This is a genomic window from Mycobacterium sp. 134, assembly GCF_048282715.1.
Taxonomy (GTDB): Bacteria; Actinomycetota; Actinomycetes; order Mycobacteriales; family Mycobacteriaceae; genus Mycobacterium; species Mycobacterium septicum.
This window is the reverse complement of record NZ_JBLVUN010000008.1, coordinates 2,687,324-2,712,303: the sequence shown is the minus strand read 5'-3', so window position 1 is coordinate 2,712,303 and position 24,980 is coordinate 2,687,324. Positions and strand designations below refer to the sequence as shown.

Here is a 24,980-nt window from a genome sequence, read left to right as displayed (position 1 = left end):
AGTGCGGCTCCGGCGATTCCGGCCCCGGTCACGGGATCGCCGGCCACTGCGACACCGATGACGGCGGCCCACAGCGGTTCGGTGCCCACCAGCAGACTGACCCGGGCCGGGCTGGTCGTGCGCAACGCCCGCAACTGCACCAGGAACGCGAACACGGTGCAGGCCACCACCAGGTACCCGATGACGACCCAGTCGGCCACTCCGTAGCCGGCCGTCGTCGCCACCACCGATTGCCCCGACAGCCCGCAGAGGGCGAGCGTCACCACGGCGACGGCGGCCAGCTGAACCAGAGTGGTTCGGGCTGAGTCGATCTCATGCCTCTGCGACATCCGCGCCATGACCGTGACGTGCACGGCACGCAGCAGCGCGGCGATGACGATCACGATGTCCCCCGCGCGCGGGGCTGTCAGGCCGCCGGCCTGGGTCAGCAACGCGCAACCGGCCACTGCGAGCGCCGCCGCGAGATAGAAGCGGTGCGCCACCCGATGGCGCTGGATCATGGGCGTGGCCACGATGGTCAGCGCCATGATCAGGCCCGCGTTGGACGCCGATGTCATGGTCACGCCGTAGGTTTCGGCAACACAGACCGCGGCCAGGAGGATCCCGCCGACCACACCCGAGGCCGCCTCGGCGCGGGTCAATCCCGTCAGCCGCCGGCACAGGACAGCAGCCAGCACGACTGCGGCGAGGGCGAACCGCACCACCAGAAGCGCGAAAACGGCGTCGGGCGCGGCGATCTCCTTGGTGGCCAGATAGCTCGATCCCCACACGACAGCGACGGCGAGCAGGCAGAGGTCGGTGGAACGTTGGGCCATACGGACCAGCGTGTTATCCACCCAATAGTTCAGTCAAGCTAATCTTTTTTCACAATATATGTAGTATTACTTCATGGATGCCGGTCGCCTGCGAATGCTGCGTGAGCTCGCCGACCACGGGACGGTCGCCGCAGTGGCCCAGGTGCTGTCCATGACGCCCTCGGCCGTCTCCCAGCAGTTGAAGATCCTGCAACGCGAGGCCGGGGTGACGTTGATCGAACCCGACGGCAGGCGGGTCCGCCTGACCGACGCCGGGCAGGTGCTGGTCGGGCACGCCGATGCCGTACTGGCGGCATTGGACCGCGCCCGGGCCGAGATGGATGCCTACCGCAGCACCCCCCGCGGGACCGTCAGTGTCTCGTTCTTTCCTTCCGGGGCAGCGATGCTGTTGGCCCCGTTGATCGTCCGGGCGGCCGAACACGGGGTCCAGGTTCTCGGGCGCGACATCGACGTGCCGGCGTCCCGGGCACCGGCCCAGCTCGCCGACTTCGACGTCGTGGTCGCGCACCGCGACGAACGCGACGCATCACCCTGGGGCCCGCGCTTCGAAGCCACCGAACTGTTGCGGGAACCGCTGGACGTCGTCCTGCCGCCGGGACACCATCTCGCCGGTCGCGGTCAGGTCCGGCTGACCGATCTGGCCGACGAACGCTGGATCGGCGTCGAAGGCGGATTGATGGTCGACGACGTACTCAACTCGATCACGATCCTGTCCGGCATCCGGCCGCGAATCACCCAGCGGATCAACGACTTCCGTGTAGTCGAGGAGCTGGTCCACGCAGGCACCGGTATCGCCCTGATGCCCCGCTACGTGAGACTGGCGCGTGAGTTGGTGCGGCTGCCGATCACCGACATCTCGGTGGCCCGGCGGGTCGAGGCGGTCACCCGTGCGGGTGCCACGGCGCGGCCCGCGGTGGCAGTCGTGCTCGATGTGCTGGGTGGTGTTGCCGCGGAGATCAGTTCAGCGCTCACGTGACATCCGCACGCGGTGCGCCCCGACACGCTGCGCCGGCAATAACGCCGGTGCTTGCCGTACCGGTGATTGCTTGGTGCAGTAGTCGTGATGACGAACCTCGTGATGCGCAACGCAACGCCGATCGACGGCACCAGTGTGGCGGCAGGTAACCGTGGCGAGCTCACGATCCCCTGACCGCGTCGAGGCCGAACGCTGGTTCCTGGCCAACGGGCTGCCCGCGGTGCTGCGCCCGGGAGCACTCGTCCGGTCGGTGTGGGCGCGGTCGGCGCCGGCCCTGGCCGCATACGCGTGGATCATGTTGAATTCGGTGCTGGTGGTCGGTCTGACCGGCAAGCACACCATCGCCATCGATGGCACCCCGACGCGCACAGAGTGGTTCGTGCTGGCGGTACTGCTGCTGGTGCTGCCGACAGCCGCCCTCGTCGGGTGGGTGGTCTCCCTCGTCCCGACCAGACGCGCGGCCGATGCGGCGTCGGCGGTGGCCTGCCTGGTGATCGTGGTGAGCGGACTCTACGGCGGCCTGACCGCGCGGGACGGCCTGAACCTGATCATCGAATTGCTGGTCATTGCGGCTGTATTGGTGTGCACCGCAACAGGAATCGGATCGATCCTGGGTTTCGCAGCCCACGTGACGATCTCGAATCTGGCGTCGGTCGGCAGCCTGTTCGTCCGGGCGCTGCCCGTGGTCCTGCTGACGGTGCTGGTGTTCTTCAACACCTACGTCTGGTTGATGGCATCCACCCTGAGCCGGCCCCGTCTCTGGCTGGCGCTGCTCTTCCTCTTCGCGGTCGCGACGGTGTTTCTGGTCTCCAGCACGCTGGAGCGGGTGCGGCCGATTCTGCGGCCGGACGCCAAGCAACCCGAGGACGACGGGCGCCTGGCCGGCACACCGTTCGCCGACATGCCCGACCGGCCGCGGCGGGTACATCTGTCGAAGCCGGAACGGCTCAACGTGGTGTTCGCGCTCGTGTTGTCCCAGATCGTGCAGGTGCTCACCGTCGCGGTGGTGACCGCGCTGATCTTCTTCGTACTGGGACTGATCGTGCTCAGTCCTGAGCTACTGGCCGCCTGGACCCGCAACGGGTCACCCGATGGCCAGCTGCTGGGAATGACGTTCCCGGTACCGCAGGCGCTGATCCAGACCACCATGTTCCTGGCGGCGTTGACGTTCATGTACCTCAGCGCCCGGGCGGTCTCCGACGTCGAGCAGCGGACCCGGTTCCTCGACCCGCTGCTCGACGACCTCCGGCTCACGCTGGTGGCGCGCGACCGCTACCGCACCCATACCGCGGAATCCTGACGCGTCAGAGCTTGTAGCCGATCGCGCGCAACAGATCCCGACGTGCCGCTACGTCGTCGTCGGATTCGACGCCCAGCGGTGGCTCCCCGTCGATCACGCCCGCGATGCCGCGGCCGCGCGGCGTGACGGCGACAACGACGTCGACCGGATTGGCGGTGGCGCAGAAGATCGAGCAGACCTCGGGAACCCCTTTGATCGGGTTGAGGACGTTCACCGGGAACCCCTCGCGCAGGAAGATCACGAAGGTGTGTCCGGCGGCTATCGCCAACGCGTTGCGGACCGCCAATTCGACCAGCTCCGGATCATTGCCACTGCGGCGCACCAGGCGCGGACCGGACGCCTCACAAAAGGCCAGCCCAAAGCGCAACGACGGACTGACCCCGACCATGGCCTCGTGTAGGTCGTCGGCCGTCTTGATGAAGTGCGCCTGCCCGATGACGACGTTGAGGTCGTCCGGCTTGTCGACGGACACCACGTCCCAGGACAGCGCCGGTGTGGTCACAGCATCATGCTGCCACCGGCACCGCCCGGGTGGGGCCGATTACGCCCAGCCGATCCCGACTACAGGTACTGCCCGAGGTTGGACTCGGTGTCGATGGCCCGGCTGGCCGACGAGCTCTTGCCGGTGACGAGCGTGCGGATGTAGACGATCCGCTCACCCTTCTTGCCCGAGATCCGGGCCCAGTCATCGGGATTGGTGGTGTTGGGCAGGTCCTCGTTCTCGGCGAACTCGTCGACGATCGAATCCAGCAGGTGCTGGATACGCAGACCGGGCTGACCGGTCTCCAGCACGGCCTTGATCGCGTTCTTCTTCGCACGGTCGACGACGTTCTGGATCATGGCGCCGGAGTTGAAGTCCTTGAAGTACATGACTTCCTTGTCGCCGTTGGCGTAGGTGACCTCCAGGAACCGGTTGTCGTCGATCTCGGCGTACATCCGGTCCACGACCTTCTCGATCATGGTCTTGATCGTCAGCGCCCGGTCACCGCCGAACTCGGAGAGATCGTCGGCGTGCACCGGCAGGGCCTCGGTCAGGTACTTCGAGAAGATGTCCTGTGCCGACTCGGCGTCGGGCCGCTCGATCTTGATCTTGACGTCCAGGCGGCCGGGCCGCAGGATCGCCGGGTCGATCATGTCCTCGCGGTTGGACGCGCCGATGACGATGACGTTCTCCAGCCCCTCCACGCCGTCGATTTCCGAAAGCAGCTGCGGCACAACGGTTGTCTCGACATCGGAGCTGACGCCGGTGCCACGGGTGCGGAAGATCGAGTCCATCTCGTCGAAGAACACGATCACCGGGGTGCCCTCGGAAGCCTTCTCACGGGCGCGCTGGAAGATCAGCCGGATGTGCCGTTCTGTCTCACCGACGAACTTGTTCAGCAGCTCGGGGCCCTTGATGTTGAGGAAGTAGCTCTTCGCCTCACGGGCGTCGTCGCCACGAACCTCGGCCATCTTCTTGGCCAGCGAGTTCGCAACGGCCTTGGCGATCAGCGTCTTACCGCATCCGGGCGGGCCGTACAGCAGCACACCCTTGGGTGGGCGCAACGAGTACTCGCGATAGAGCTCCTTGTGCAGGAACGGCAGCTCCACGGCGTCGCGGATCTGCTCGATCTGGCGGCCCAGGCCACCGATGTCGTTGTAGCTGACATCGGGCACCTCTTCGAGCACCAGATCCTCGACCTCGGCCTTGGGGATGCGCTCGAAGGCGTACCCGGCCTTCGTGTCGACAAGTAGTGAGTCGCCGGGCCGCAGTTTGCGCGGCCGGTCGTCGTCGAGCGCGGTCTCGGAATCCTCGGGCAGGTCCTCGACGGCGATCAGGGGCTCGGCCAGCCAGACGATGCGCTCCTCGTCGGCGTGCCCGACCACCAGTGCCCGGTGGCCGTCGGCCAGGATTTCGCGCAGCGTGCTGATCTCGCCGACCGCCTCGAAGTGGCCGGCCTCGACCACGGTGAGCGCCTCGTTGAGCCGGACCGTCTGGCCCTGCTTGAGCGACGCGGTCTCGATGTTCGGGGAGCAGGTGAGTCGCATCTTGCGGCCCGAGGTGAACACGTCGACGGTGTCGTCCTCGTGGGTACCCAGCAGCACGCCGTAGCCGCTGGGCGGCTGCCCCAGCCGGTCGACCTCCTCGCGCAGGGCGAGGAGCTGCTGACGCGCTTCTTTGAGGGTGTCCATGAGCTTGGCGTTACGGGACGCGAGCGAGTCGATCCGGGCCTCAAGCTGGTGAACGTCACGTGCACTGCGCAGTCCGCTCTGGGGACCTACCGCATTTTCCAACTGCTCACGCAGAACCGCGGCCTCACGGCGCAGCGATTCCAGCTCGGCGGCATCATCGCTGGACATGGGCTGCGAGTAGCCCGCCGAGAAACTCTCGGCGTGACCCTCCGAACGCTCTGACTCACTCATATTGCGCTCCCTCCCGCACCGCAAGTTGGTGCAGTAACAACTTCAACGCTACCGGCGATTCAGCCATTGTGTGCGCTCTAGGAACTAGACACACCAGCACCACTGTTAGCCTCTAAGTTCAGTTGGTCCGATCGAAAGGACAGTCGTGACCCCGAAAACCCTCGTTACCGGCTTTATCACCGCAGCTGCAGCCGCCGCCGTGGTGGGCGGAGCAGCGGCGGGTGTGACTTCTATTGCATCCAGCGGCATGTCGACCTCGCCGGCCATCCAGCCGGTGGTGTTCGGCGCGCCCCTGCCTGCCACGCCGGCACCGGACCTCGCGTCGCCACTGACGCAGACCCTGCAGGCACTCGCCGGCGGTGGCTCGTTCAGCGGCAAGGCCCTCTACATCCAGGGCGGTATCGGTCGCATCGAGAGCATCGCCGCCGACCGCGCCTACAACAAGGCCGCCGCTGAAGGAAAGTTCCCGCTGACCTTCAACATCGCCAACATCGATGACCAGGGCGGCGTGGTATATGCCGACGTCACGGCCACCTCGGCCACCGGCGGCACCGCCACCCAGAACATCCAGTTCGTCGCGGGCCCGAGCCCGACCGGCTGGCAGATCTCCAAGGGATCGGCCATGGCGTTGCTGTCCAACGTCGGCTGAGTAGGTAGTTGAACCGCATCCGTTTCGCAGTCCTGAGTGCCGCCACGATCGTGGCGGCACTTGGGCTCTGTGGGTGTAGTAGTGGCGAGCATCCGGCCAAGACCTCGCACCCGACGACGAGCGCGCTGACCACCGCCCCGGAAGCACCGCCTTCCGCACCGCTGCCGGCCCCCGAGGCGCTGACCGGCGTGCTGGACCGGCTGGCCGACGTCAGCGTCCCCGGCGCCGACAAGGTGGTCCTGGTCGAACAGGGCACCGCCGATGACGCTGCCGCGCTGGACAAGTTCGGCCGTGCGCTGGCCGACAACGGATTCACCCCGCTGACTTTCGAGGCCAACGATCTGGCCTGGTCGCAAACCGAGCCGGGCAACGTGGTGGCGACCGTCAAGGTCACCGCGGGCGGCGAGAAGTCGGCCCGCGACTTCAGCTTCCCGATGGAATTCACCCCGCACGGCGACGGCTGGCAGCTGACCAGGCACACCGCCGATCTGCTGCTGGTGATGGGCGCGGGCGCCGAAGCGTCCGCGCCGCCCGCCCCGACTCCACCCCGCTGAGACGCCATGTGGATCGGCTGGTTGGAGTTCGACCTGCTGCTCGGTGATGTGCACTCGCTCAAGCAGAAACGCTCCGTGATCCGGCCGGTGATCGCCGAGCTGCACCGCAAGCTCGCGGTCTCGGCGGCCGAATCCGGCACCCAGGATCTGCACCGCCGCGCCGGCATCGGCATCGCCCTGGTCGCCGCCGACCGCGCGCATGTGGTCGACGTACTCGACGCCGCCGAACGGATGGTCGCGGCTCGCCCCGAACTCGAACTGCTCTCCGCCCGGCGGGGCCTGCACCACAGCGACGACTAGGCCATCAGGCGCCCGACTCGGACGCGACGGCGGACTCGACGGCGAGCTGACGCTTCTTGCGCAGCGGGACCGGCGCCACCGCGCCCGGCGCCAATTTGCGCGCGCTGACCAAAAAGGCGGTGTGGCCGCGCATGTTGTGTTCCGGCCGGACCGCCAGCCCCACCACATGCCAACCCCGCTGCATGCTTTCCCAGGCCCGCGGTTCGGTCCAGCACTGCTGCTCGCGAAGCGCCTCGACGACCCGCGACAGCTGGGTGACGGTGGCGACGTAGACCATCAGCACACCACCGGCCACCAGCGCCTTGGAGACAGCGGGCAGCACCTCCCAGGGCGCCAGCATGTCCAGGACCACGCGGTCCATCTCCGGGCCGTCGTAGTCGGCGAGGTCGGCGATCACCAGGTCCCAGTTCTCGGGGCGCTCACCAAAGAACGTGATCACGTTCTTCTCGGCGGTCGGGGCGTGATCGTCACGGATCTCATAGGACGTCACCCGGCCCTCGGGGCCGACCGCCCGCAGCAGCGAGCAGGTCAGCGCGCCGGAGCCGGCACCGGCCTCCAGCACCCGGGCGCCCGGGAAGATGTCACCCTCGTGGACGATCTGCGCGGCGTCCTTGGGATAGATCACCTGCGCCCCGCGGGGCATCGACATCACGTAGTCGACCAGCAGCGGTCGCAACACCAGGAACTGATCACCGTTGGTGGATTTGATCACGCTGCCTTCCGGCAACCCGATCACATTGTCGAAGGCGATGATGCCGCGATGGGTGTGGAACTCGCCGCCAGGGTTGAGCACCATGGTGTAGCGCCGGCCCTTGGCGTCGGTGAGTTGCACCCGGTCGCCAACGGCAAACGGTCCGGTCGGTCTCTTCGCTGCCACGGACGTCCAGCCTGCCAGTACCCGTGCCGGGCCGGGTGCCCGGGGTTCCGCAACTTTGTCGGGGCGCGGTCCTAGGCTTACAGGCGTGAATGATGAACCGGTCCCGACGCCGCGCCGCCCGGCGCTGTCGCCGTCGCGGGCCGGCGATTTCAAGCAGTGCCCGCTGCTCTACCGGTTCCGCGCCATCGACCGGCTCCCCGAGCCCCGGTCCACCGCCCAGCTGCGCGGTTCCCTGGTGCACGCCGCGTTGGAGCAGCTCTACGGCCTGCCTGCGGCCGAGCGGGTGCATGACACGGCGCTGACGCTGGTCGAGCCGGCGTGGGAGCAGGTGGTGGCCGCCGAGCCCGAGCTGGCCGATACCGAATATCCGGCCACGTTGCTCGCCGAGGCCAGGGCGCTGTTGTCGGGGTACTACCGACTCGAGGATCCGACCCGGTTCGATCCCCAGTGCTGCGAGCACCGCCTCGAGGTCGAGCTGACCGACGGCACGCTGTTGCGCGGATTCGTCGACCGGATCGATGTCGCGCCGTCGGGCGAGTTGCGCGTCGTCGACTACAAGACCGGCAAGGCCCCGCCCGAGGCGCGGGCGCAGGCCGAGTTCAAGGCGATGTTCCAGATGAAGTTCTATGCCGTGGCGTTGCTGCGATCGCGCGGGGTGATGCCGTCCCGGCTTCGGCTGTTGTATCTGGCCGATGGTCAGGTGCTCGACTACTCCCCCGAGCATGACGAGCTGCTGCGGTTCGAGCGCACGTTGATGGCGATCTGGAAGGCCATCCAGGCGGCCGGGGCCACTGGTGACTTCCGGCCCAATCCGTCGCGGTTGTGCTCGTGGTGTGCACATCAGAGTTTGTGTCCGGCGTTCGGCGGCACCCCGCCGCCGTATCCCGGATGGCCAGAATCAGGAGCTGCATGATCGGGTGTCACTACCATCGGCTCGGCACCGATGGCGAGTACCAGCTGTTCGAATCCACCGCCGATACCCGGAGCAACTGGGACCCGGCGATTCAGCACGGCTCACCGCCGCTGGCGCTGTTGACCAAGGCGATCGAGGAGTTGGCCGCCGGTACGGGCCTGCGGATCGGGCGGTTGACGCTCGACATCCTTGGCGCGATTCCGGTTGCGCCGGTGCGGGTTCGGGCCTGGGTGGACCGTCCGGGATCACGGATCTCGATGGTCGTCTCCGAGATGGAGGCCGCTCGACCCGACGGCAGTTGGCGCGCGGTGGCGCGGGTCACCGCCTGGCTGCTGGCGCCCAGCGACACCAGCGACGTGGTCACCGATCGCTTCCCGCCATTGGTGGAGGGCGAGGCGGCTGACGTGGCGCACAACTGGGAAGGCGCACCGGGCTATCTGGAAAGCGTGTCGTGGCGCCGGCAGAACGCGACCGACGGTGAGTCTGCGGTGGCCTGGATGAGTCCGTTGACGCCGGTGGTCGACGACGAGGAGACGACGGCCCTTCAGCGCCTGGCGCTGGTGGTGGATTCGGCGAACGGCATCGGCGCGGCGCTCGATCCGGAAAAGTTCGTGTTCATGAACACCGACACCGCGGTGCATCTGCACCGGCTTCCGGAGGGGTCGGACTTCGCGGTGCGGGCCCGTGGTTCGATCGGGCCGGACGGCATCGGCGTGACGACAGCGGAAATCTTTGACCGCCAAGGGTTTATCGGGACTTCGGCCCAGACCCTGCTGGTGATGCGGGTGCCGTGATCATCGAGCTGCGCAGCCAGTTCGACCTGGCCTGGGCGCTGACCGACCTGCACCTGTCGGCGCTTTCCGACGAGGATCACCTGTGGGAACCGGGTGCGTTGGTGTGGACCGTGCACGAGGATCCGTCGGGCCGGTGGTGGCCGGATTGGGCGGACACCGAACCCGATCCGATTCCCGTTCCGACCATCGGCTGGCTGACCTGGCACATGATCTTCTGGTGGACGAGCGCGCTGGCACACATTGACGGCCGGCCGCCGCCACCGCGCTCCGAGATCGACTGGCCCGGCCCGGCGGCCGCGGTGCAGCGGATCAGGGTGCTCAGCGCACGCTGGAGCGGACTGCTGGGCTCCCTGACCGACACCGATCTCCTTGGCCCCGCGACGTTTCCGTGGGGCCCGGATTCCGGCCGGTCTCTGGCCGACATGGTGTTGTGGCTGAACGTCGAGCTGACGAAGAACGCCGCCGAGATCGGCCAACTGCGCATGCTGCGCGCCGCGACCCGATCCCGCGGTTAGTCGTCCTCGCCCTGATCGTCGTCCCAGCCACCGCGCCACCGTTCGACGGCCGCGCCGGAAGTCCAAGCGCGTCCGCTGTTTTGCTCAGCGGAAATACGGTTCAACCGTGCCACTGATCTTGACGACCATGGGATTTCCGCGGCGATCCTTCGCGGTTGGGACTTCGACACGCACCCAACCCTCGGCCACGTCGTATTCGTGAACATTGGTCTTCTCGACGCCGTTGAAGCGAATACCCACGTCGCGGCGGAGCACCTCTTCGCTGTAGAAGGGGCTGCGCGGGTCGATGGAGAGATGATTCGGTGGAACGTCTGCGTTCTGATCCTCGGACATGATGACCTTCGTTGAATGCTGCGCTAGGCGCTCGGATTGATCGTCAAAGAATCTACGCGACCCGGCAGTAGCGGGTTGCGTGTAGGTCTTGGCGGGCCGGAGGCTTCAACCACCCGAGTTATATTTACTTGCGTCTATATAGATGTAGTGCAATACTCGATCCATGGACGTGTTCGAGGCAGTCGCCGAACCCAGCCGACGCGCATTGCTCGACGCCCTCGTCGACGGTGAACGCACTGCGGGCGAGCTGGTGGCCACCCTGCCTGGCTTGACCCAGCCCACCGTGTCCCGGCATCTGCGGGTGTTGCGAGAAGTCGGCCTCGTCGAAGTGCGCCCCGACGCGCAACGCCGCATCTACGCCCTACGTGCCGACGGCCTGCTGCAGATCGACGAGTGGATCGAACGGTACCGCCGCTACTGGACCGATCACCTCGACGCCCTGGAACGTCATCTCAAAGCGACCCACAAGGAGACGAAATGACCAGCCGCGAAGGCAAACTCACCGTCGAGGGCGACCGGGCCGCCCTGAACTTCGAGCGACGCCTGCCCTATCCGGTCGAGGCGGTGTGGGCCGCCATCACCGATCCCGAACAACGCAACCAATGGATGGGTGAAACGACGATAGACGCCCGGGAGGGCGGCACGATCGAGATGGTTCCGCACTCGCCGCCGATCCCCCCGCAGCAGAAGAAGATGACCGGACGGATCCGGGTGTGGGACCCACCACGGGTTTTCGAACACGAGTGGAGCCAGCCCGTCCTGTCCGCCCCCGAATCCGGCGTCGTACGTTACGAACTCACCCCGGACGGCGAGGGCACCCTGCTCCGATTCACGCACCGCGGCCTGACGGTCTCCGACGGTCAGGGATTCCACCCCGGAACCCACGCGTATCTGGATCGGCTCGAGGCGCATCTCGGCGGGCAGCCCTTGCCCGACTGGGCCGAGCGTTATCAGGACGTCGCCCAGAAGCTCGGCACCCAGTGGACCCGATAGAAGGAAACAGCATGCTTCACAACGGAACTGACATCGCCGCACCCACCGTCGCCGTGGTCTACCACTCCGGGTTCGGTCACACGTCGACCCTGGCCGATGCGGTCGCGGCCGGAGCCGGTGACGCGGGAGCCGACGTGACCGTCATGCACGTCGAGGACATGACCGACCAGGACTGGGACGTGCTGGACGGCATCGACGCCATGATCTTCGGCAGCCCTACCTACATGGGCAACGTGTCGGCGGGATTTCAGACCTTTGCCGAGAAGACCGGCCGGCGGTGCATGGACGGCACCTGGCGCGACAAGGTCGCCGCCGGGTTCACGAACTCCGGAGCCAAGAGCGGAGACAAGCTCGCCACGCTGAACTCGTTGGCGATCTTCGCCGCCCAACACCACATGCATTGGGTGAACCTGGGTTTGGGTGCGGGCTGGAACAGCGCGGCAGGCAGCGAGCATGACCTGAACCGGCTCGGGTTCTGGCTGGGCGCCGCGGCCGCCACCGATGTGGACGCCGGGCCCGACCAGGTGCATCCGGCCGATGCCCAGACCTGCCGGCACCTCGGGCACCGGGTCGCGCTGGTGGCGCGTCAGCTCAACATCGGCCGCACGCTCAGTCCAGCGGCTTCAGCTCCTGCAGCATCGTAGGCACCAGCTCGCTGACGGTGGGGTGGATGTGCATGGTCCGCGATATCGCGGTGTAGGGCAGTTTCGCCGTCATGACGTCGAGGATCGAGTGCACCACCTCGTCGCCGCCGACACCGAGGATGGCCGCCCCCAGAATCTCCTCGGTCTCGGCATCCACCACCACCTTCATGAAGCCCTGCGTCTCGCCTTTCTCCACCGCACGGCCGACCCTGGTCATCGGGCGCTTGCCCACCAACGCCTTTCGGCCGGACTTCCGCACCTGATCGACCGTCATCCCGGCCCGGCCCAGCGGCGGATCGATGTAGAGCGCATAGGTGGTGACACGATCGCTCACGCGACGCGGATCATCGTCGAGCAGATTGGCGGCGACGATCTCGAAGTCGTTGTAGGACGTGTGGGTGAAGGCGCCCTTGCCGTTGCAGTCCCCCATCGCCCAGATGTGCTCGGCCGTGGTGCGCAGCTGATCGTCGACCACGACGTAGCCGCGCCCGTCGAGGTCCACGCCGGCGTTCTCCAACCCGAGATCGTCGGTGTTGGGAGCCCGTCCCACCGCGAGCAGCAGGTGCGTTCCGGCGATCGGATCCGCACCGTCGCGCGGCGTCACCTCGAAACCGCTGTCCCGCTTGGCGAACCGGATGCCGGTGGCGTCGAGCACCACGTCGATCCCCTCGGCCCGCAGGACCTCGGCGATGGTGGCCGATACGTCCTCGTCCTCACGCGAGGTCAGCCGTGGCCCCTTCTCGACCACCGTCACCCGGGCTCCGAACCGGCGGTACATCTGTGCGAACTCCAGCGCGATGTAGCTGCCGCCCACGATCACCAGGTGTTCGGGCACGACGTCCAGGTCCAGGATGCCGACGTTGGTCAGGTAGTCGATGCCGTCCAAACCGGGAAACTCCGGAACCACGGCCCGGCCACCGACATTGAGAAAGATCCGGTCTGCGCGCAGTAACTGGCCGTCGACGTCGATGGTGTGCGGGTCGACGAAACGGGCGTGGCCACGGATCAGGGTGGCGCCGTCCATCGCCTCCAGCCAATCCTCCACCCCGTGGCGGTCGGCCAGCATGATCGCATCCTTGCGGGCCTTGACCTTGGCCATATCGATGTCGACTTCGCCTGTGCCGACGCCGAAATCAGCGCCGCGCCGCGCGAGATGGGCGGCATGCGCACTGGCCACCAGGGTTTTGGTGGGGATACACCCGTAGTTGACGCAGGTGCCGCCGACCAGCTTGCGTTCGATCACCGCGACGGTCAGCCCTGCTGCGGTCAACCGGCCCGCCAACGGCGGCCCGGCCTGACCCGCGCCGATGACGATTGCGTCGAAACTTTGCGCGGGCGCCATGAACTAGAGGACGGAAGTCAGGGCTGCGATGGCGAAGCCGCCGAGCACGGCAACCGCGTCCTCGAACAGCGCGACCGGCAGGTCATGGCCATCATTGCGGCTGACCAAGCGCTTCCGCGCCTCGTATCCGCCGAGGGTGCCGATCACCGCGCCCACGAGGGCCGCACCGAGCGCGGTGAACGTGAAGCCCCACGCGGTGCCGATCACCGCACCGGCGAACGCCCCGGTGATCAGACGGGTGATGAACTGCACCGGGGTCTTACGGCTGGGCGTGCGCGGCAGCTGATCGGTAACCAACTCCACCACAGCAAGAATGGTCAACACGGTGACCGTGACCGGGTGAGCCAACCACTGGGCCCAGGTGCCGTCGAGGTTGATCCAGTTCAACGCGGCGGCCCACGCCACCGCGGCCGGTGCGGTGAAGGCTCGCAATCCGGCCACCACACCGATGAACAGAGCCAACAACAGAACCAGAAAATGCGTCACGGCGACCTCCGAGGTCTGAAATTGTCACCCGGACGCTAACACGCAATGCGGCGCGGCACGCGCCGATCAGACAGGGCGGTATCCGCCCGTCAGAAACGGCAGAACCGAATATCCGATGCGAGTATCGCTTTGGCTCCGATCGCGGCGATCTCATCCATGATGGCGTTGACGTCGCGGCGCGGAACCAAGGCCCGCACAGCCACCCAATCCGGATCCGCCAGCGGCGCGATGGTCGGTGACTCCAGCCCCGGCGTCACCGCGGTGGCCTGGTCCAAAACCGCACGCGGGCAGTCGTAATCCAGCATCAGGTACTGCTGGCCGAACACCACGCCCTGCACGCGCGCCGTCAGCTGATCACGCGCGGACGCACTGCTGTCCCCCTCGGCACCGTCGCGCTCGATCAGCACGGCCTCCGACTCGCACAGCGGCGCGCCGAACGCCACCAGGCCGTGCAGTCCCAGGGTGCGACCCGAACCGACCACGTCGGCGATCACGTCGGCCACACCGAGTTGGATCGAGATCTCGACGGCGCCGTCCAGCCGGATCACCGACGCCTCGATCCCCTGCGCCGCAAGGTCCTTGCGAACCAGGTTGGGGAACGACGTGGCGATCCGCTTGCCTGCCAGATCCTTCGGGCTCCACTCCCGGCCGGCCGGAGCGGCGTAACGGAAGGTCGAGCCACCGAAGCCCAGCGACAGGCGCTCCCGCACCGGAGCGTCGGAATCGGCGGCCAGGTCCCGTCCGGTGATGCCCAGGTCGAGTTGACCCGAACCCACATAGATCGCGATGTCCTTGGGCCGCAGAAAGAAGAACTCGACGTTGTTGACCGGATCGACGACCGTCAGATCCTTGGGGTCACGCCGACGCCGGTACCCGGCCTCGGCGAGGATCTCGCCGGCCGCTTCGCTCAGTGAGCCCTTGTTGGGCACCGCGACGCGCAACATCTGATCGGCCACGGCTCACAACTTCCGGTAGACGTCGTCGAGGGTCAGGCCCCGGGAGATCATCAGCACCTGGGTCCAGTACAGCAACTGGCTGACCTCCTCGGCGAGCGACTCGTCGCTCTCGTGCTCGGCGGCCAGCCACACCTCGCCGGCTTCCTCCAGGATCTTCTTGCCGAGCCCATGGACGCCGGCGTCAAGTGCGGCGACCGTGCCGCTACCGGCAGGTCTGGTGCGCGCTTTGTCGCTGAGTTCGGCAAACAGGGCCTCGAAGGTCTTCACAGGCATGAATTGTTTCATGCTCGGTGGGGGTCGATTTGTGGGGTGCAATAGAAGGGTGAGCGAACCTGTCGCCGACGAGCTGCGGACCTACACTGCCCGGGTCACCGCGATCCGCGCGATCCTGTCCAGATACCTGACGGTCGACGGCTTGGTCCAGAACAATCGCCTCGCCAACCCCATCCTCCCGCTCGAATGCCTGTCCGCATCGTGGGGTGCCGACGTGGCGTCGGCCCCGGCGCTCACCGTGGCGATCCACCCGGTGGACGATTTCACCACCGAGGTCGAAGAACTGCGCTACGGCGCCGAGCTCACCCCGGGAACCTATGAGGTGCAACGCACCGAACCTGACGAATTCGCCCTGGTCCAGGTGCCACTGTCCAGCGTCTGGGTGGTCGCCGGGCACTGTGAGGTCTATCTGGCCCACCACGAGATCTCGCCGGAGAAGCTGGTCGAGGCGGCCGTCGAGATCGCCCGCAGCGTCGGCTCAGCGCCGTATACCGACGATTACGAGCCCCCGCCGCTGCCTGCCGGCTGAGCGCTCAACGCGTCGGCGTGCATGTCCTCGAGGTGTTTGCCCTTGGTCTCCTCGACCCACTTCCAGACGAACAGCAACGACAGCAGTGCGCACAGCGCATAGAAGCCGTATGCCACGCCCAGTACGTTGCGCAGTTCCGGGAACGACACGGTGATCAGCCAGTTGGCCACCCACTGACCTGCCGCCGCCAGGCCCAGCGCCGCCGCCCGGATGCGGTTGGGGAACATCTCCCCCAGCAGAACCCACACCACCGGACCCCATGACATGCCGAAGGCCACCACGAACAGGTTGGCCGCGACCAGTGCGATCGGCCCGGCCGCACCGCTCAGCTGCGGCTGGCCATCGACCTGCGGCGCGGTTCCGAAGATCACGGCCATCGTGCCCAGGGTGAGCGCCATGCCGGTGGACCCGATCAGCAGCAGCGGCTTGCGTCCGATCTTGTCGATCAGCGCGATCGCGATGAGCGTGGTGACGATGTTGGTCACCGAGGTGATCACGGTGATGGTGAACGCCTGGCTCTCCTCGAATCCGACTGCCTCCCACAGCACATTCGAGTAGTAGAAGATCACGTTGATGCCGACGAACTGCTGAAATATGGACAGCCCCAACCCAACCCAGACGATGCCGTAAAGCCCACTGACAGCGGCCACCCCGATGCCGAGCGCGAAGAAGACCACCGCCAGGACCCACAGCCCGGCCGAAACCGACGCGACGGCCAGGATGATGAACAACAGCAGCAGCCACCACACGTAACGCCGCACCCACGCCGTGAATCCACCGGCGGACAGGCGCGGCTTGAGCAGGTCCTGCCAGGACGGCGGCTTCTCGGACTTCAGCGAGTCCTCGATCCGGTGAATGGTGATTTCCAGGTTCTTCTCGCCGAGCAACATGGAGAGAACCTTGCGTGCCTCCGGAATACGGAACTTCGCGACCAGATACCGCGGCGACTCCGGGATGGTGTAGGCCAGCAGGCCGTACACCAGGGCCGGAATGGCCATCACCAGGAACATCCACCGCCAGGCCGCCAGCCCCAACCAGAGTTCTTCGCGGGAGCCGCCGGCCAGGTGCGCGAGCAGATAGTCGACCGACAGGGACAGGAAGATTCCCGTCACGATCGCCAACTGTTGCAGTGAGCCAAGGCGCCCTCGGATGCGCGGTGGTGCCGTCTCGGCGATGTAGGTCGGCGCGATGACCGAGGCGACGCCGACCCCGAGACCGCCGATGATGCGGAAGATCACCACAAGCCAGATATGGGTGGCAACCGCGGTACCGATCGCACTGATCAAGAACAGCAACGCCGCGAGCTTCATGACCGACCGCCGGCCGATCCGGTCTGCCAGCTGGCCTGCGGTCAACGCGCCCACCGCGGCCCCCAACAGCGCCGAGGCCACCGCGGAACCCAGAACCACGTTGTTGATCTGGAATTCGTCCTGCAGGGCCGCGACCGCCCCGTTGATCACCGCGCTGTCATAACCGAAAAGCAAACCGCCCAACGCGGCCACCGAAGCGATCCGGACCACCTTGCCGCTGTGCTCGGATTCCTCGTAGTCCAGGTCCGATGCAGGATCGCCGACCGGTCCGTGAGTCATGGGACGCCCTTCCGCAGCAATGCGTGATCAGGCTCACATTGAATCACACGCGCAGGATCAGGCGGTGCGTTCTCCGGCTTGGGAATTCAGTTCGTGATACACCGCGCGAAGGCCGGCCACATCGAGTTGTGTCAGCGAGGAAACGTGCCGGCGCAACGGGCCTCCGGGTACCGCCACGTCGTTGGGTACCACCAGCACGGGGCAGCCCGCGGCCTCGGCCGATTCTGTGCCGGTGACCGAATCCTCGACCGCCAGGCAGGATGTGGTGGAGACACCGAGGAGGTCGGCCGCCCGCAGGTACGGGTCGGGGGCCGGCTTGCCGGTATCGACCTCGTCACCGCACACGGTCACCGAAAAATAGTGGCGGCCAATGCTGTTCAACGCCCGCTCCGCGAGATCCCGGCGGGTGTTGGTCACCAACGCCATCGGAATCCCGGCGGCGGTGAGACCGTCGAGCATCTCCTGGGCACCCGGACGCCACGGCAGACCCTGCTCGAACAGCTCACCGGTGTAGTCGTGCAACCAATCCGCCGAATCCGCCATGGCAGCAGGATCGGGCTCCAGCCCCAGGTCGTCGTACACGATCCGCATCACGGTCTCGGACGAACCACCGACCGTCGATTCCCGTACCTCCGCGCTCAGCACCCCGCCCATCCGCGCGTACAACGCGTGCATGGCGATGTCCCAAAGCTTTTCGGAGTCGACGAGGGTGCCGTCCATGTCCCAGAGCACCGCACGCATGGCAACCATTCTGGCATTGTCCGACCGCGCATATAGCGTGGGAGCATGACGGTATTGGTGACCGGAGCCACAGGAAACATCGGCAGGCGCGTCGTGGATCATCTGATCACGTTGGGCGCCCACGACATCCGCGCGTTGACGACAAACCCGGCGAAGGCGGCGTTGCCCGAATCTGTGACAGCAATCACCGGTTACCTGGGGAAACCAGAGACCTTGCCGGCGGCGTTGGAGGGCGTCGAGCGCGTGTATCTGGCGCCGTTCCCCACCACCATCGGCCCCACGCTCGAGATGTTGGTGCAAGCGGGTGTGCAGTACGTGGTGGCACTGTCGGGCGGCGCGCATTGGTCGGAGCACGCCGAGGCGGTCACCGCATCCGGGCTGGCGCACACCCAGCTCGGGCCCGGCGAGTTCTGCGAGAACTTCGCGATGTGGGCCCCGCAGATCAAGACGGGCACCGTCCGCGACGTCGCCCCCGATTACATCGAGTCCCCGGTGTCGATGGACGATATCGCCCGGGTGGCCGCCCACCTGTTGGCCGCCCCGCAGGATGCCCATCTGAGCGCGATGTACGAACTCACCGGCCCCGTCGCGTTGTCGCGCGCCGATATCGCCCGCCAGATCGGGGTCGGCATCGGTATGCCCGTCGACTCGCAACGGTGCAGCCGCGCGGAGGCCGAAGAGCTGCTACGGCCCGTCATGGGCGACGCCGCGCAGTGGTACCTCGACCTGTTCGACGGCGATCCGGAAGACCAGGCCGCCAATGACAACGTCGAGCGGTTGACGGGTGCCCCTGCTGAATCGGTCGCGCAGTGGGCAGCCCGTAACCGCAGCCTGTTCAGCTAGCCACCGCCGGCTTGAGCCGGAACGGGAACCGCTCCGGCTCAAGCCGTTTCACCTCGGTCAGTCCTCTGGGTTGTAGCCGAGGTTGGGGGCGAGCCAGCGCTCGGCCTCCTGCAGGGTCCAGCCCTTACGCTTCGCGTAGTCGGCCACCTGATCCTGGGCCAACCGGCCGACCACGAAGTACTGCGATTGCGGGTGCGAGAAGTACCAGCCGCTGACGGCGGCACCGGGCCACATCGCCATCGACTCGGTCAGCTCGATGCCGGTCCGCTCCTTGACGTCCATCAGCTCCCAGAGCGTCGCCTTCTCGGTGTGCTCCGGGCAGGCCGGGTAGCCGGGGGCCGGCCGGATTCCGACGTACTTCTCCCCGATCAGCGCCTCGTTGTCCAGCTGCTCGTCAGGCTGGTAGCCCCAGAACTCCTCACGGACCCGTTGGTGCATCCGTTCGGCGAACGCCTCAGCCAGCCGGTCGGCGAGCGACTCCAGCAGGATGGCGCTGTAGTCGTCGAGGGCTGCCTTGAACTCCATGATCTTGTCCTGGCTGCCGAGCCCCGAGGTGACGGCGAAAGCGCCGACGTAGTCGGCGGCTCCAGTTTCTTTGGGCGCGATGTAGTCGCCCAGCGAACGGTTCGGGATGCCGTCCCGGTGCTCACCCTGCTGGCGCAGGTTGTGCAACGTGGTCAGCACCTCGGTCCGGGTCTCGTCGGTGTAGACCTCGATGTCGTCGCCGACCGCGTTCGCCGGGAAGAACCCGATCACCCCGTTGGCCTTGAGCCACTTCTCCTTGATCAGGGTGTCCAGCATCTGCTGGGCATCGTCGTACAGCTTGCGGGCCGCCTCGCCCGAAACCGGGTTGTTGAGGATGTCGGGGAACCTCCCCTTCATCTCCCAGGCATTGAAGAACGGCTGCCAGTCGATGTACTCCCGCAACTCGGCGAGGTCGTAGTCATGAAAATCCCGCACGCCGAGTCCCTGGGCGGGCACCGGCGGCGTGTAGCCGCCCCACTCGATCGGCGTCCGGTTGGCGCGGGCCTTCTCCAGCGTCAGCGTCGGCCGCTCGTTCTTCTGAGCGTGCCGTTCGCGAAGGGCCGCATAATCGGTCGCGGTGGCCTCCAGCAGGGCCGGCCGCTGCCTGTCGTCCAGCAGCGCCGCGGCGACCGGCACCGAGCGGGACGCGTCCTTGACCCAGACCACCGGACCACTGCGCCGCGGCGCGATCTTCACCGCCGTGTGGGCGCGCGAGGTGGTCGCGCCGCCGATCAGCAGCGGGATCTCCAGCCCCTCGCGTTCCATCTCGACCGCGAAATTGGACATCTCGTCCAGCGACGGGGTGATCAGGCCGGACAGCCCGATGATGTCGGCCTTGTGTTCCCGCGCCGCGTCCAGGATCTTCTGCGCCGGCACCATCACCCCGAGGTCGATCACGGTGTAGTTGTTGCACTGCAGGACGACCCCGACGATGTTCTTGCCGATGTCGTGGACGTCGCCCTTCACAGTCGCCATCACGATGATGCCGTTGCTGGTGTCGGCATCACCCGGCTGCTTCTCCGCCTCGATGTACGGCAGCAGGTACGCCACGGCCTTCTTCATCACCCGGGCCGACTTCACCACCTGGGGCAGGAACATCTTGCCCGCGCCGAAGAGGTCACCGACGACGTTCATGCCGTCCATCAGCGGGCCCTCGATCACCTCGATCGGGCGACCACCTGCGGCGGCGATCTCGGCCCGCAATTCCTCGGTGTCGGCATCGACGTCGGCGTCGATGCCCTTGACCAGGGCATGCGTGATCCGCTCGCGAACCGGGAGGCTGCGCCATTCGGCCGCCTTCGGATCCTCGGTCTTCTCTGACTTGTTGAACCGTTCGGCGATCTCCAGGAGCCGTTCGGCCGCATCCTCGCGACGGTTCAGCACGACGTCCTCGATGCGGTCCCGCAGTTCGGGGTCGATCGAGTCGTAGGGCACCAGCGCACCGGCGTTGACGATGCCCATGTCCAGGCCGGCCTTGATGGCATGGAACAGGAACACCGCATGAATCGCCTCACGGACCGGGTTGTTACCCCGGAACGAGAACGACACGTTGGAGATACCACCGGAGATGTGCACTCCCGGCAGGTTCTCCTTGATCCAGGCGCACGCCTCGATGAAGTCGATCCCATACGTCGCGTGCTCCTCGATACCGGTCGCCAGCGCGAAGCAGTTCGGGTCGAAGATGATGTCCTCGGCCGGGAAGCCGACTTCCTCGGTCAGGATCCGGTAGGCGCGCCCGCAGATCTCCTTGCGGCGCTCCAGGTTGTCGGCCTGCCCCTGTTCGTCGAAGGCCATCACGACGACGGCGGCGCCGTACTTGCGGCACAGCCGGGCCTCGCGGACGAACTTCTCCTCGCCCTCCTTCATGGAGATCGAGTTGACGATCGGCTTGCCCTGCACGTTCTTCAGGCCCGCCTCGATGACCTCCCACTTGGAGGAGTCGATCATCACCGGGACACGGCTGATGTCCGGCTCGGCCGCGATCAGTTTGGTGAACCGATCCATCGCGGCGATGCCGTCGATCATGCCCTCGTCCATGTTGATGTCGATGACCTGCGCACCGACCTCAACCTGCTGCAGCGCGACCGACAGCGCGGTGTCGTAGTCCTCGGCCTTGATCAGGTTGCGGAACCGCGCCGAACCGGTGATGTTGGTGCGCTCACCGATGTTGACGAACAGCGAATCCTCGGTGATGTTGAGCGGCTCCAGGCCCGACAGGCGGGTGGCCACCTCGATCTCCGGCAGCTCGCGCGGTGCTTTGCCGTCGACGACCTTGGCGATCTCGGCGATGTGCGCCGGCGCCGTTCCGCAGCAACCTCCGACCAGGTTGACCAGGCCGGCCTCGGCGAACTCGGCGATGTAGCCGGCCTGATGCTCCGGGGACTCGTCGTACTCGCCGAAGGCGTTGGGCAGGCCCGCGTTCGGGTAGCAGGAGATGTAGGTGTCCGCGATCCGGGCCATCTCGGCGATGTAGGGCCTCATCTCCGGCGCGCCCAGAGCGCAGTTGAGGCCCACCGCGAGCGGCTTCGCGTGCCTGATCGCGTTCCAGAACGCCTCGGTGACCTGTCCGGACAGTGTCCGCCCGGACGCGTCGGTGATGGTGCCCGAGATGATCACCGGCCAGCGGCGTCCGCGCTGCTCGAACAGCGTCTCGATGGCGAACACCGCCGCCTTGGAGTTCAGCGAATCGAAGATCGTCTCGACGATGAGGAGGTCGGAACCGCCGTCGACCAGGCCGTTTGCGGCTTCGAGGTAGGCGGCGACCAGCTGGTCGTAGGAGACGTTGCGGGCACCCGGATCGTTGACGTCCGGCGAGATCGACGCGGTCCGCGTCGTCGGGCCCAGCGCCCCTGCGACATAGCGGGGCTTGTCCGGGGTGCTGAACTCGTCGGCGGCCTTGCGGGCCAGGGCGGCCCCGGCGTAGTTCAGCTCGTAGCTCAGGTCGGCCATGTCGTAGTCGGAGAGCGAGACCGCATTCGCGTTGAACGTATTGGTCTCCAGGATGTCCGCACCCGCCTCGAGGTACTCGCGGTGGATCCCCTCGATGATCTGCGGCTGCGTCAGGTTGAGCAGGTCGTTGTTGCCCTGAAGCGCGGTCGGCCACTCCGTGAAGCGGTCGCCACGGTAGCCGGCCTCGTCGGGCCGGTCCCGCTGGATCGCCGTGCCCATCGCGCCGTCGATCACCATGATCCGCCGGCGTAGCGCAGCGGTCAGTTCGTCGGTGCAGTCAGGGCGGATGTTCGGCGTAAAGGTCGTCGACTCACCAACAGTCACGTGCACTCCTTCCGTAACGGAAGGCGTCCTTGACTCTGCCGAGCGTGGCGGATACGGGTAAAAACCCGGAACCGTTGCAACGCCTCTCGACCAGAAGAGTCTACGTCGTCATCCGACGGACGCGCGGACGCCCAACTCGTCGCCACCGACCCGCGTGGCGATTGCGGTGCCCCTGAGTGACAGCTCACCGATTTTGTCAGCAATGTCGTCGGCACCAGGGTTAACCAGATTGCAGCCGAACGTATTTCGCCACGGCCGCGCCGGCGCCGGCCGGGAAATAGTTGCGATGGATCGTTTCGATGACCTCAGGGCAGGTCACGGTGCAGCCGATGACGGCGCCGCCTGCCACGACGAGCGTGTCGAGCACGTCGGTGTCGTAGGCGGATTTGTCAGCGGCAATCACATGAAACAGGGTAGTCGGTCTATCAAACCGGCTGATCGGCGTGGCGGCGACCCGCGCGCACAACGGGCTCATCGGCACTCTCCAAGGCTTACGCTGAACGTGTGACACCGTCGTATCCGAACGCCGGCCGGCCTATGAATCTGCCCGAATTGAAGGACGCCACCATCGTGGCCGCCTTCGAGGGCTGGAATGACGCCGGCGACGCGGCCAGTGACGCGCTGGACCACCTGGATGCGATCTGGGAGGCCCAGCCGATCGTCGAGATCGACGACGAGTCGTACTACGACTATCAGGTGAACCGCCCGGTGATCCGCCAGGTCGACGGCGTCACACGGGAACTGGAATGGCCGTCGATGCGGATCTCGCACTGCCGGCCCCCGGGCAGCAACCGTGACGTGGTGTTGATGCACGGCGTCGAACCCAACATGCGCTGGCGCACGTTCTGCGCCGAGTTGCTGGCCATCGCCGACAAGCTCAACGTGCAGACCGTCGTGATCCTGGGCGCACTGCTGGCCGACACCCCGCACACCCGGCCGGTGCCGGTGTCCGGCTCGGCGTATTCGGCCGAGTCGGCGAAGTTCTTCGGCCTGGAGGAGACCCGATACGAAGGGCCGACCGGGATCGCCGGGGTGTTCCAGGATGCCTGTGTACAGGCCGGAATCCCGGCGGTGACCTTCTGGGCCGCGGTACCGCACTACGTGTCGCAGCCGCCCAGCCCCAAGGCCACCGTCGCTCTGCTCCGCCGGGTCGAGGACGTGCTGGACGTCGAGGTGCCGCTGGCCGACCTGCCCGCCGCCGCCGAGGAGTGGGAGCAGGCCGTCACCGAGATGACCGCCGAGGACGAGGAGATCGCGGAGTACGTCGCCTCGTTGGAACAGCGCGGCGACGCCGAGGTCGACATGCACGAGGTGCTCGGCAAGATCGACGGCGACGCGCTGGCGGCCGAGTTCGAGCGCTACCTGCGTCGCCGAGGCCGGTAGCGGCCGACAGAAGGCACAGAGGCCGCTGAGCGCCCGATCCGGCCGCGACCGCTAAGCCTCCGGCTTCTCCAGTGCCTCGATGCGGGCGCTGGTCGAGCGTCCGAGTGCGGCTGCCTCAGCGTCGAGTTTCGGCAGCAGGGTCGGCGTGAATTTGAGGATGTCGCGCTCCGCCAGCGGCGTCGTGACGAACGGCCGGATCCAGCGGAACACCCCGACCCACTCCGGGCTGTAGATGCGCTTCTTGCGTCCCTCGATGCCCTTGACGAACGCCGCGCCGCAGGCGTCGACGGTGGTGGTCCGGTTCAGCGGCGGTGGCAGCTTGGACAGCATCTCCCGGAACGCCGAGAGGTCCGACTTGGCGTCCTGCACCAGCGGGGTGTCGATCCAGCTCATGTGGGCCGAGCCGACGTCGACGCCGAGGTGGGCCACCTCCAGGCGCAACGTGTTGGCGAAGTACTCGGCGCCCGCCTTGGAGGCGTGGTAGGCGGCCAGCCCGGGAGCCGAGGTGAATGCCGCGAGTGAGGACACCACCAGCACGTACCCGCGACGCTTGACGACCGCCGGCAGAGTGGCGCGCACGGTGTTGAACACCCCGACGATGTTGATGTCGACGACCCGCTTGAACGCCTCGGGATCCACCTGCATGACGGATCCGAAGCTGGCGATGCCCGCGTTGGCCATCACGATGTCGATGCCGCCGAACCGCTCGACGGCGGCATCGGCGGCCTTCTGCATGGCGGCCAGATCGCGCACGTCGGCCAGCGCGGTCAGCACGTGCTCCTCGCCGAGTTCGGCGGCCAGCGCACTCAGCGGCGCCTCGTCGAGGTCGGTGAGCACCAGTTTGGCGCCCCTGCGCCGCAGCCGGCGGGCCACCTCGGCGCCGATGCCGCGGGCACCACCGGTGATGAAGACGACTTTCCCGTTCACAGAACCCATGGCCGAAACGTACCGCACCCGGGCGCGCCCGACGAGGC

The 24,980-nt window shown here is 66.8% G+C and carries 27 protein-coding genes and 1 pseudogene; 14 read left to right on the top strand and 14 right to left on the bottom strand.

Annotated elements, in window-relative coordinates; genetic code table 11:
* Nucleotides 1-44: 44 nt before the first annotated feature.
* Nucleotides 45-815: pseudogene (locus ACNQVK_RS17725) on the bottom strand (DMT family transporter); the annotation flags it as partial.
* A 73-nt stretch (nucleotides 816-888) separates the two neighbouring features.
* On the opposite strand from ACNQVK_RS17725, the gene ACNQVK_RS17720 reads away from it, so the two are divergent.
* Nucleotides 889-1,791: a LysR family transcriptional regulator gene (locus ACNQVK_RS17720; RefSeq protein ID WP_418030541.1), complete on the top strand. Its 903-nt coding sequence runs from the start codon at nucleotides 889-891 to the stop codon at nucleotides 1,789-1,791.
* 151 nt (nucleotides 1,792-1,942) lie between these two features.
* A complete protein-coding gene (locus tag ACNQVK_RS17715; RefSeq protein WP_418030540.1) occupies nucleotides 1,943-3,091 on the top strand; it encodes a hypothetical protein in 1,149 nt (382 codons plus the stop codon).
* A gap of 4 nt (nucleotides 3,092-3,095) precedes the next feature.
* Here ACNQVK_RS17715 and ACNQVK_RS17710 read toward each other — a convergent pair whose 3' ends face one another.
* Nucleotides 3,096-3,593 (bottom strand): adenosine-specific kinase, encoded by a 498-nt coding sequence (locus tag ACNQVK_RS17710; protein ID WP_418030539.1) that lies wholly within the window; start codon nucleotides 3,591-3,593, stop codon nucleotides 3,096-3,098.
* Between the two features lie 59 nt (nucleotides 3,594-3,652).
* Nucleotides 3,653-5,494 (bottom strand): proteasome ATPase, encoded by a 1,842-nt coding sequence (gene arc, locus ACNQVK_RS17705; RefSeq protein WP_418030538.1) that lies wholly within the window; start codon nucleotides 5,492-5,494, stop codon nucleotides 3,653-3,655.
* A gap of 145 nt (nucleotides 5,495-5,639) precedes the next feature.
* Between arc and ACNQVK_RS17700 the strand changes: the two genes are divergently transcribed.
* From ACNQVK_RS17700 to ACNQVK_RS17690, 3 genes are read left to right on the top strand one after another with little or no spacing between them, the layout of a single operon-like run.
* Nucleotides 5,640-6,143 carry a hypothetical protein gene (locus ACNQVK_RS17700; protein ID WP_418030537.1) on the top strand — a complete coding sequence of 168 codons (504 nt, stop codon included), beginning with the start codon at nucleotides 5,640-5,642 and terminating at the stop codon, nucleotides 6,141-6,143.
* 8 nt (nucleotides 6,144-6,151) lie between these two features.
* Entirely contained in the window at nucleotides 6,152-6,697 is a 546-nt protein-coding gene (locus ACNQVK_RS17695) for a hypothetical protein (protein ID WP_409550542.1), read from the top strand.
* Between the two features lie 6 nt (nucleotides 6,698-6,703).
* The gene (locus tag ACNQVK_RS17690; protein ID WP_418030536.1) at nucleotides 6,704-6,997 is read left to right on the top strand and encodes a DUF503 domain-containing protein; all 294 of its coding nucleotides are present in this window, start codon (nucleotides 6,704-6,706) and stop codon (nucleotides 6,995-6,997) included.
* 4 nt (nucleotides 6,998-7,001) lie between these two features.
* Here ACNQVK_RS17690 and ACNQVK_RS17685 read toward each other — a convergent pair whose 3' ends face one another.
* Nucleotides 7,002-7,874: a tRNA (adenine-N1)-methyltransferase gene (locus ACNQVK_RS17685; protein WP_418030535.1), complete on the bottom strand. Its 873-nt coding sequence runs from the start codon at nucleotides 7,872-7,874 to the stop codon at nucleotides 7,002-7,004.
* Between the two features lie 85 nt (nucleotides 7,875-7,959).
* Between ACNQVK_RS17685 and ACNQVK_RS17680 the strand changes: the two genes are divergently transcribed.
* The 3 genes from ACNQVK_RS17680 to ACNQVK_RS17670 are packed head-to-tail and all read left to right on the top strand — an operon-like array spanning nucleotide 7,960 to nucleotide 10,096.
* A complete protein-coding gene (locus tag ACNQVK_RS17680) occupies nucleotides 7,960-8,787 on the top strand; it encodes a PD-(D/E)XK nuclease family protein (RefSeq protein WP_418030534.1) in 828 nt (275 codons plus the stop codon).
* Entirely contained in the window at nucleotides 8,784-9,581 is a 798-nt protein-coding gene (locus ACNQVK_RS17675; protein ID WP_418030533.1) for a thioesterase family protein, read from the top strand. Before ACNQVK_RS17680 ends, ACNQVK_RS17675 begins: the two co-directional genes overlap by 4 nt.
* Nucleotides 9,578-10,096 (top strand): DinB family protein, encoded by a 519-nt coding sequence (locus ACNQVK_RS17670; protein ID WP_418030532.1) that lies wholly within the window; start codon nucleotides 9,578-9,580, stop codon nucleotides 10,094-10,096. Before ACNQVK_RS17675 ends, ACNQVK_RS17670 begins: the two co-directional genes overlap by 4 nt.
* An 84-nt stretch (nucleotides 10,097-10,180) precedes the next feature.
* Here ACNQVK_RS17670 and ACNQVK_RS17665 read toward each other — a convergent pair whose 3' ends face one another.
* Nucleotides 10,181-10,429 carry a DUF3297 family protein gene (locus ACNQVK_RS17665; protein WP_044523844.1) on the bottom strand — a complete coding sequence of 83 codons (249 nt, stop codon included), beginning with the start codon at nucleotides 10,427-10,429 and terminating at the stop codon, nucleotides 10,181-10,183.
* A 163-nt stretch (nucleotides 10,430-10,592) separates the two neighbouring features.
* On the opposite strand from ACNQVK_RS17665, the gene ACNQVK_RS17660 reads away from it, so the two are divergent.
* The 3 genes from ACNQVK_RS17660 to ACNQVK_RS17650 are packed head-to-tail and all read left to right on the top strand — an operon-like array spanning nucleotide 10,593 to nucleotide 12,066.
* Nucleotides 10,593-10,910 (top strand): ArsR/SmtB family transcription factor, encoded by a 318-nt coding sequence (locus ACNQVK_RS17660; RefSeq protein ID WP_418030531.1) that lies wholly within the window; start codon nucleotides 10,593-10,595, stop codon nucleotides 10,908-10,910.
* Complete coding sequence (locus ACNQVK_RS17655) at nucleotides 10,907-11,422, top strand: SRPBCC family protein (protein WP_418030530.1); 516 nt, start codon at nucleotides 10,907-10,909, stop codon at nucleotides 11,420-11,422. The genes ACNQVK_RS17660 and ACNQVK_RS17655 overlap by 4 nt, the downstream gene beginning before the upstream one ends.
* 11 nt (nucleotides 11,423-11,433) lie before the next feature.
* On the top strand, nucleotides 11,434-12,066 hold the full coding sequence (locus ACNQVK_RS17650; protein WP_418030529.1) for a flavodoxin family protein: 633 nt from the start codon (nucleotides 11,434-11,436) through the stop codon (nucleotides 12,064-12,066).
* Here ACNQVK_RS17650 and ACNQVK_RS17645 read toward each other — a convergent pair.
* The 4 genes from ACNQVK_RS17645 to ACNQVK_RS17630 form a co-directional block, all read right to left on the bottom strand.
* Nucleotides 12,032-13,408: an FAD-containing oxidoreductase gene (locus ACNQVK_RS17645; protein ID WP_418030528.1), complete on the bottom strand. Its 1,377-nt coding sequence runs from the start codon at nucleotides 13,406-13,408 to the stop codon at nucleotides 12,032-12,034. The two genes, ACNQVK_RS17650 and ACNQVK_RS17645, sit on opposite strands and share 35 nt — an antisense overlap.
* A gap of 3 nt (nucleotides 13,409-13,411) precedes the next feature.
* A complete protein-coding gene (locus ACNQVK_RS17640; RefSeq protein WP_090431131.1) occupies nucleotides 13,412-13,894 on the bottom strand; it encodes a DUF4126 family protein in 483 nt (160 codons plus the stop codon).
* Between the two features lie 89 nt (nucleotides 13,895-13,983).
* Nucleotides 13,984-14,838 (bottom strand): ATP phosphoribosyltransferase, encoded by an 855-nt coding sequence (gene hisG, locus ACNQVK_RS17635; protein WP_409550771.1) that lies wholly within the window; start codon nucleotides 14,836-14,838, stop codon nucleotides 13,984-13,986.
* Between the two features lie 15 nt (nucleotides 14,839-14,853).
* Nucleotides 14,854-15,135, bottom strand: a complete 282-nt coding sequence (locus ACNQVK_RS17630; RefSeq protein WP_066897932.1) for a phosphoribosyl-ATP diphosphatase — start codon at nucleotides 15,133-15,135, stop codon at nucleotides 14,854-14,856.
* 37 nt (nucleotides 15,136-15,172) lie between these two features.
* Between ACNQVK_RS17630 and ACNQVK_RS17625 the strand changes: the two genes are divergently transcribed.
* Nucleotides 15,173-15,652 carry a hypothetical protein gene (locus ACNQVK_RS17625; RefSeq protein WP_418030527.1) on the top strand — a complete coding sequence of 160 codons (480 nt, stop codon included), beginning with the start codon at nucleotides 15,173-15,175 and terminating at the stop codon, nucleotides 15,650-15,652.
* On the opposite strand, the gene ACNQVK_RS17620 is transcribed toward ACNQVK_RS17625, so the two are convergent.
* The gene (locus ACNQVK_RS17620) at nucleotides 15,622-17,241 is read right to left on the bottom strand and encodes a sugar porter family MFS transporter (RefSeq protein ID WP_418030526.1); all 1,620 of its coding nucleotides are present in this window, start codon (nucleotides 17,239-17,241) and stop codon (nucleotides 15,622-15,624) included. The two genes, ACNQVK_RS17625 and ACNQVK_RS17620, sit on opposite strands and share 31 nt — an antisense overlap.
* A 57-nt stretch (nucleotides 17,242-17,298) precedes the next feature.
* Nucleotides 17,299-17,982 (bottom strand): HAD family hydrolase, encoded by a 684-nt coding sequence (locus ACNQVK_RS17615; protein WP_418034199.1) that lies wholly within the window; start codon nucleotides 17,980-17,982, stop codon nucleotides 17,299-17,301.
* A gap of 45 nt (nucleotides 17,983-18,027) precedes the next feature.
* Here ACNQVK_RS17615 and ACNQVK_RS17610 point away from each other — a divergent pair, with 45 nt between their 5' ends.
* Nucleotides 18,028-18,825, top strand: a complete 798-nt coding sequence (locus tag ACNQVK_RS17610) for an SDR family oxidoreductase (protein WP_418030525.1) — start codon at nucleotides 18,028-18,030, stop codon at nucleotides 18,823-18,825.
* 57 nt (nucleotides 18,826-18,882) lie between these two features.
* Here ACNQVK_RS17610 and metH read toward each other — a convergent pair whose 3' ends face one another.
* Nucleotides 18,883-22,623 (bottom strand): methionine synthase, encoded by a 3,741-nt coding sequence (metH, locus tag ACNQVK_RS17605; protein ID WP_418030524.1) that lies wholly within the window; start codon nucleotides 22,621-22,623, stop codon nucleotides 18,883-18,885.
* 220 nt (nucleotides 22,624-22,843) lie between these two features.
* Nucleotides 22,844-23,104: a hypothetical protein gene (locus ACNQVK_RS17600; RefSeq protein ID WP_418030523.1), complete on the bottom strand. Its 261-nt coding sequence runs from the start codon at nucleotides 23,102-23,104 to the stop codon at nucleotides 22,844-22,846.
* Between the two features lie 23 nt (nucleotides 23,105-23,127).
* Here ACNQVK_RS17600 and ACNQVK_RS17595 point away from each other — a divergent pair, with 23 nt between their 5' ends.
* On the top strand, nucleotides 23,128-24,006 hold the full coding sequence (locus ACNQVK_RS17595; protein ID WP_044523805.1) for a PAC2 family protein: 879 nt from the start codon (nucleotides 23,128-23,130) through the stop codon (nucleotides 24,004-24,006).
* A 51-nt stretch (nucleotides 24,007-24,057) separates the two neighbouring features.
* Here ACNQVK_RS17595 and ACNQVK_RS17590 read toward each other — a convergent pair whose 3' ends face one another.
* The gene (locus ACNQVK_RS17590; protein WP_418030522.1) at nucleotides 24,058-24,942 is read right to left on the bottom strand and encodes an SDR family oxidoreductase; all 885 of its coding nucleotides are present in this window, start codon (nucleotides 24,940-24,942) and stop codon (nucleotides 24,058-24,060) included.
* Nucleotides 24,943-24,980 lie beyond the last annotated feature (38 nt).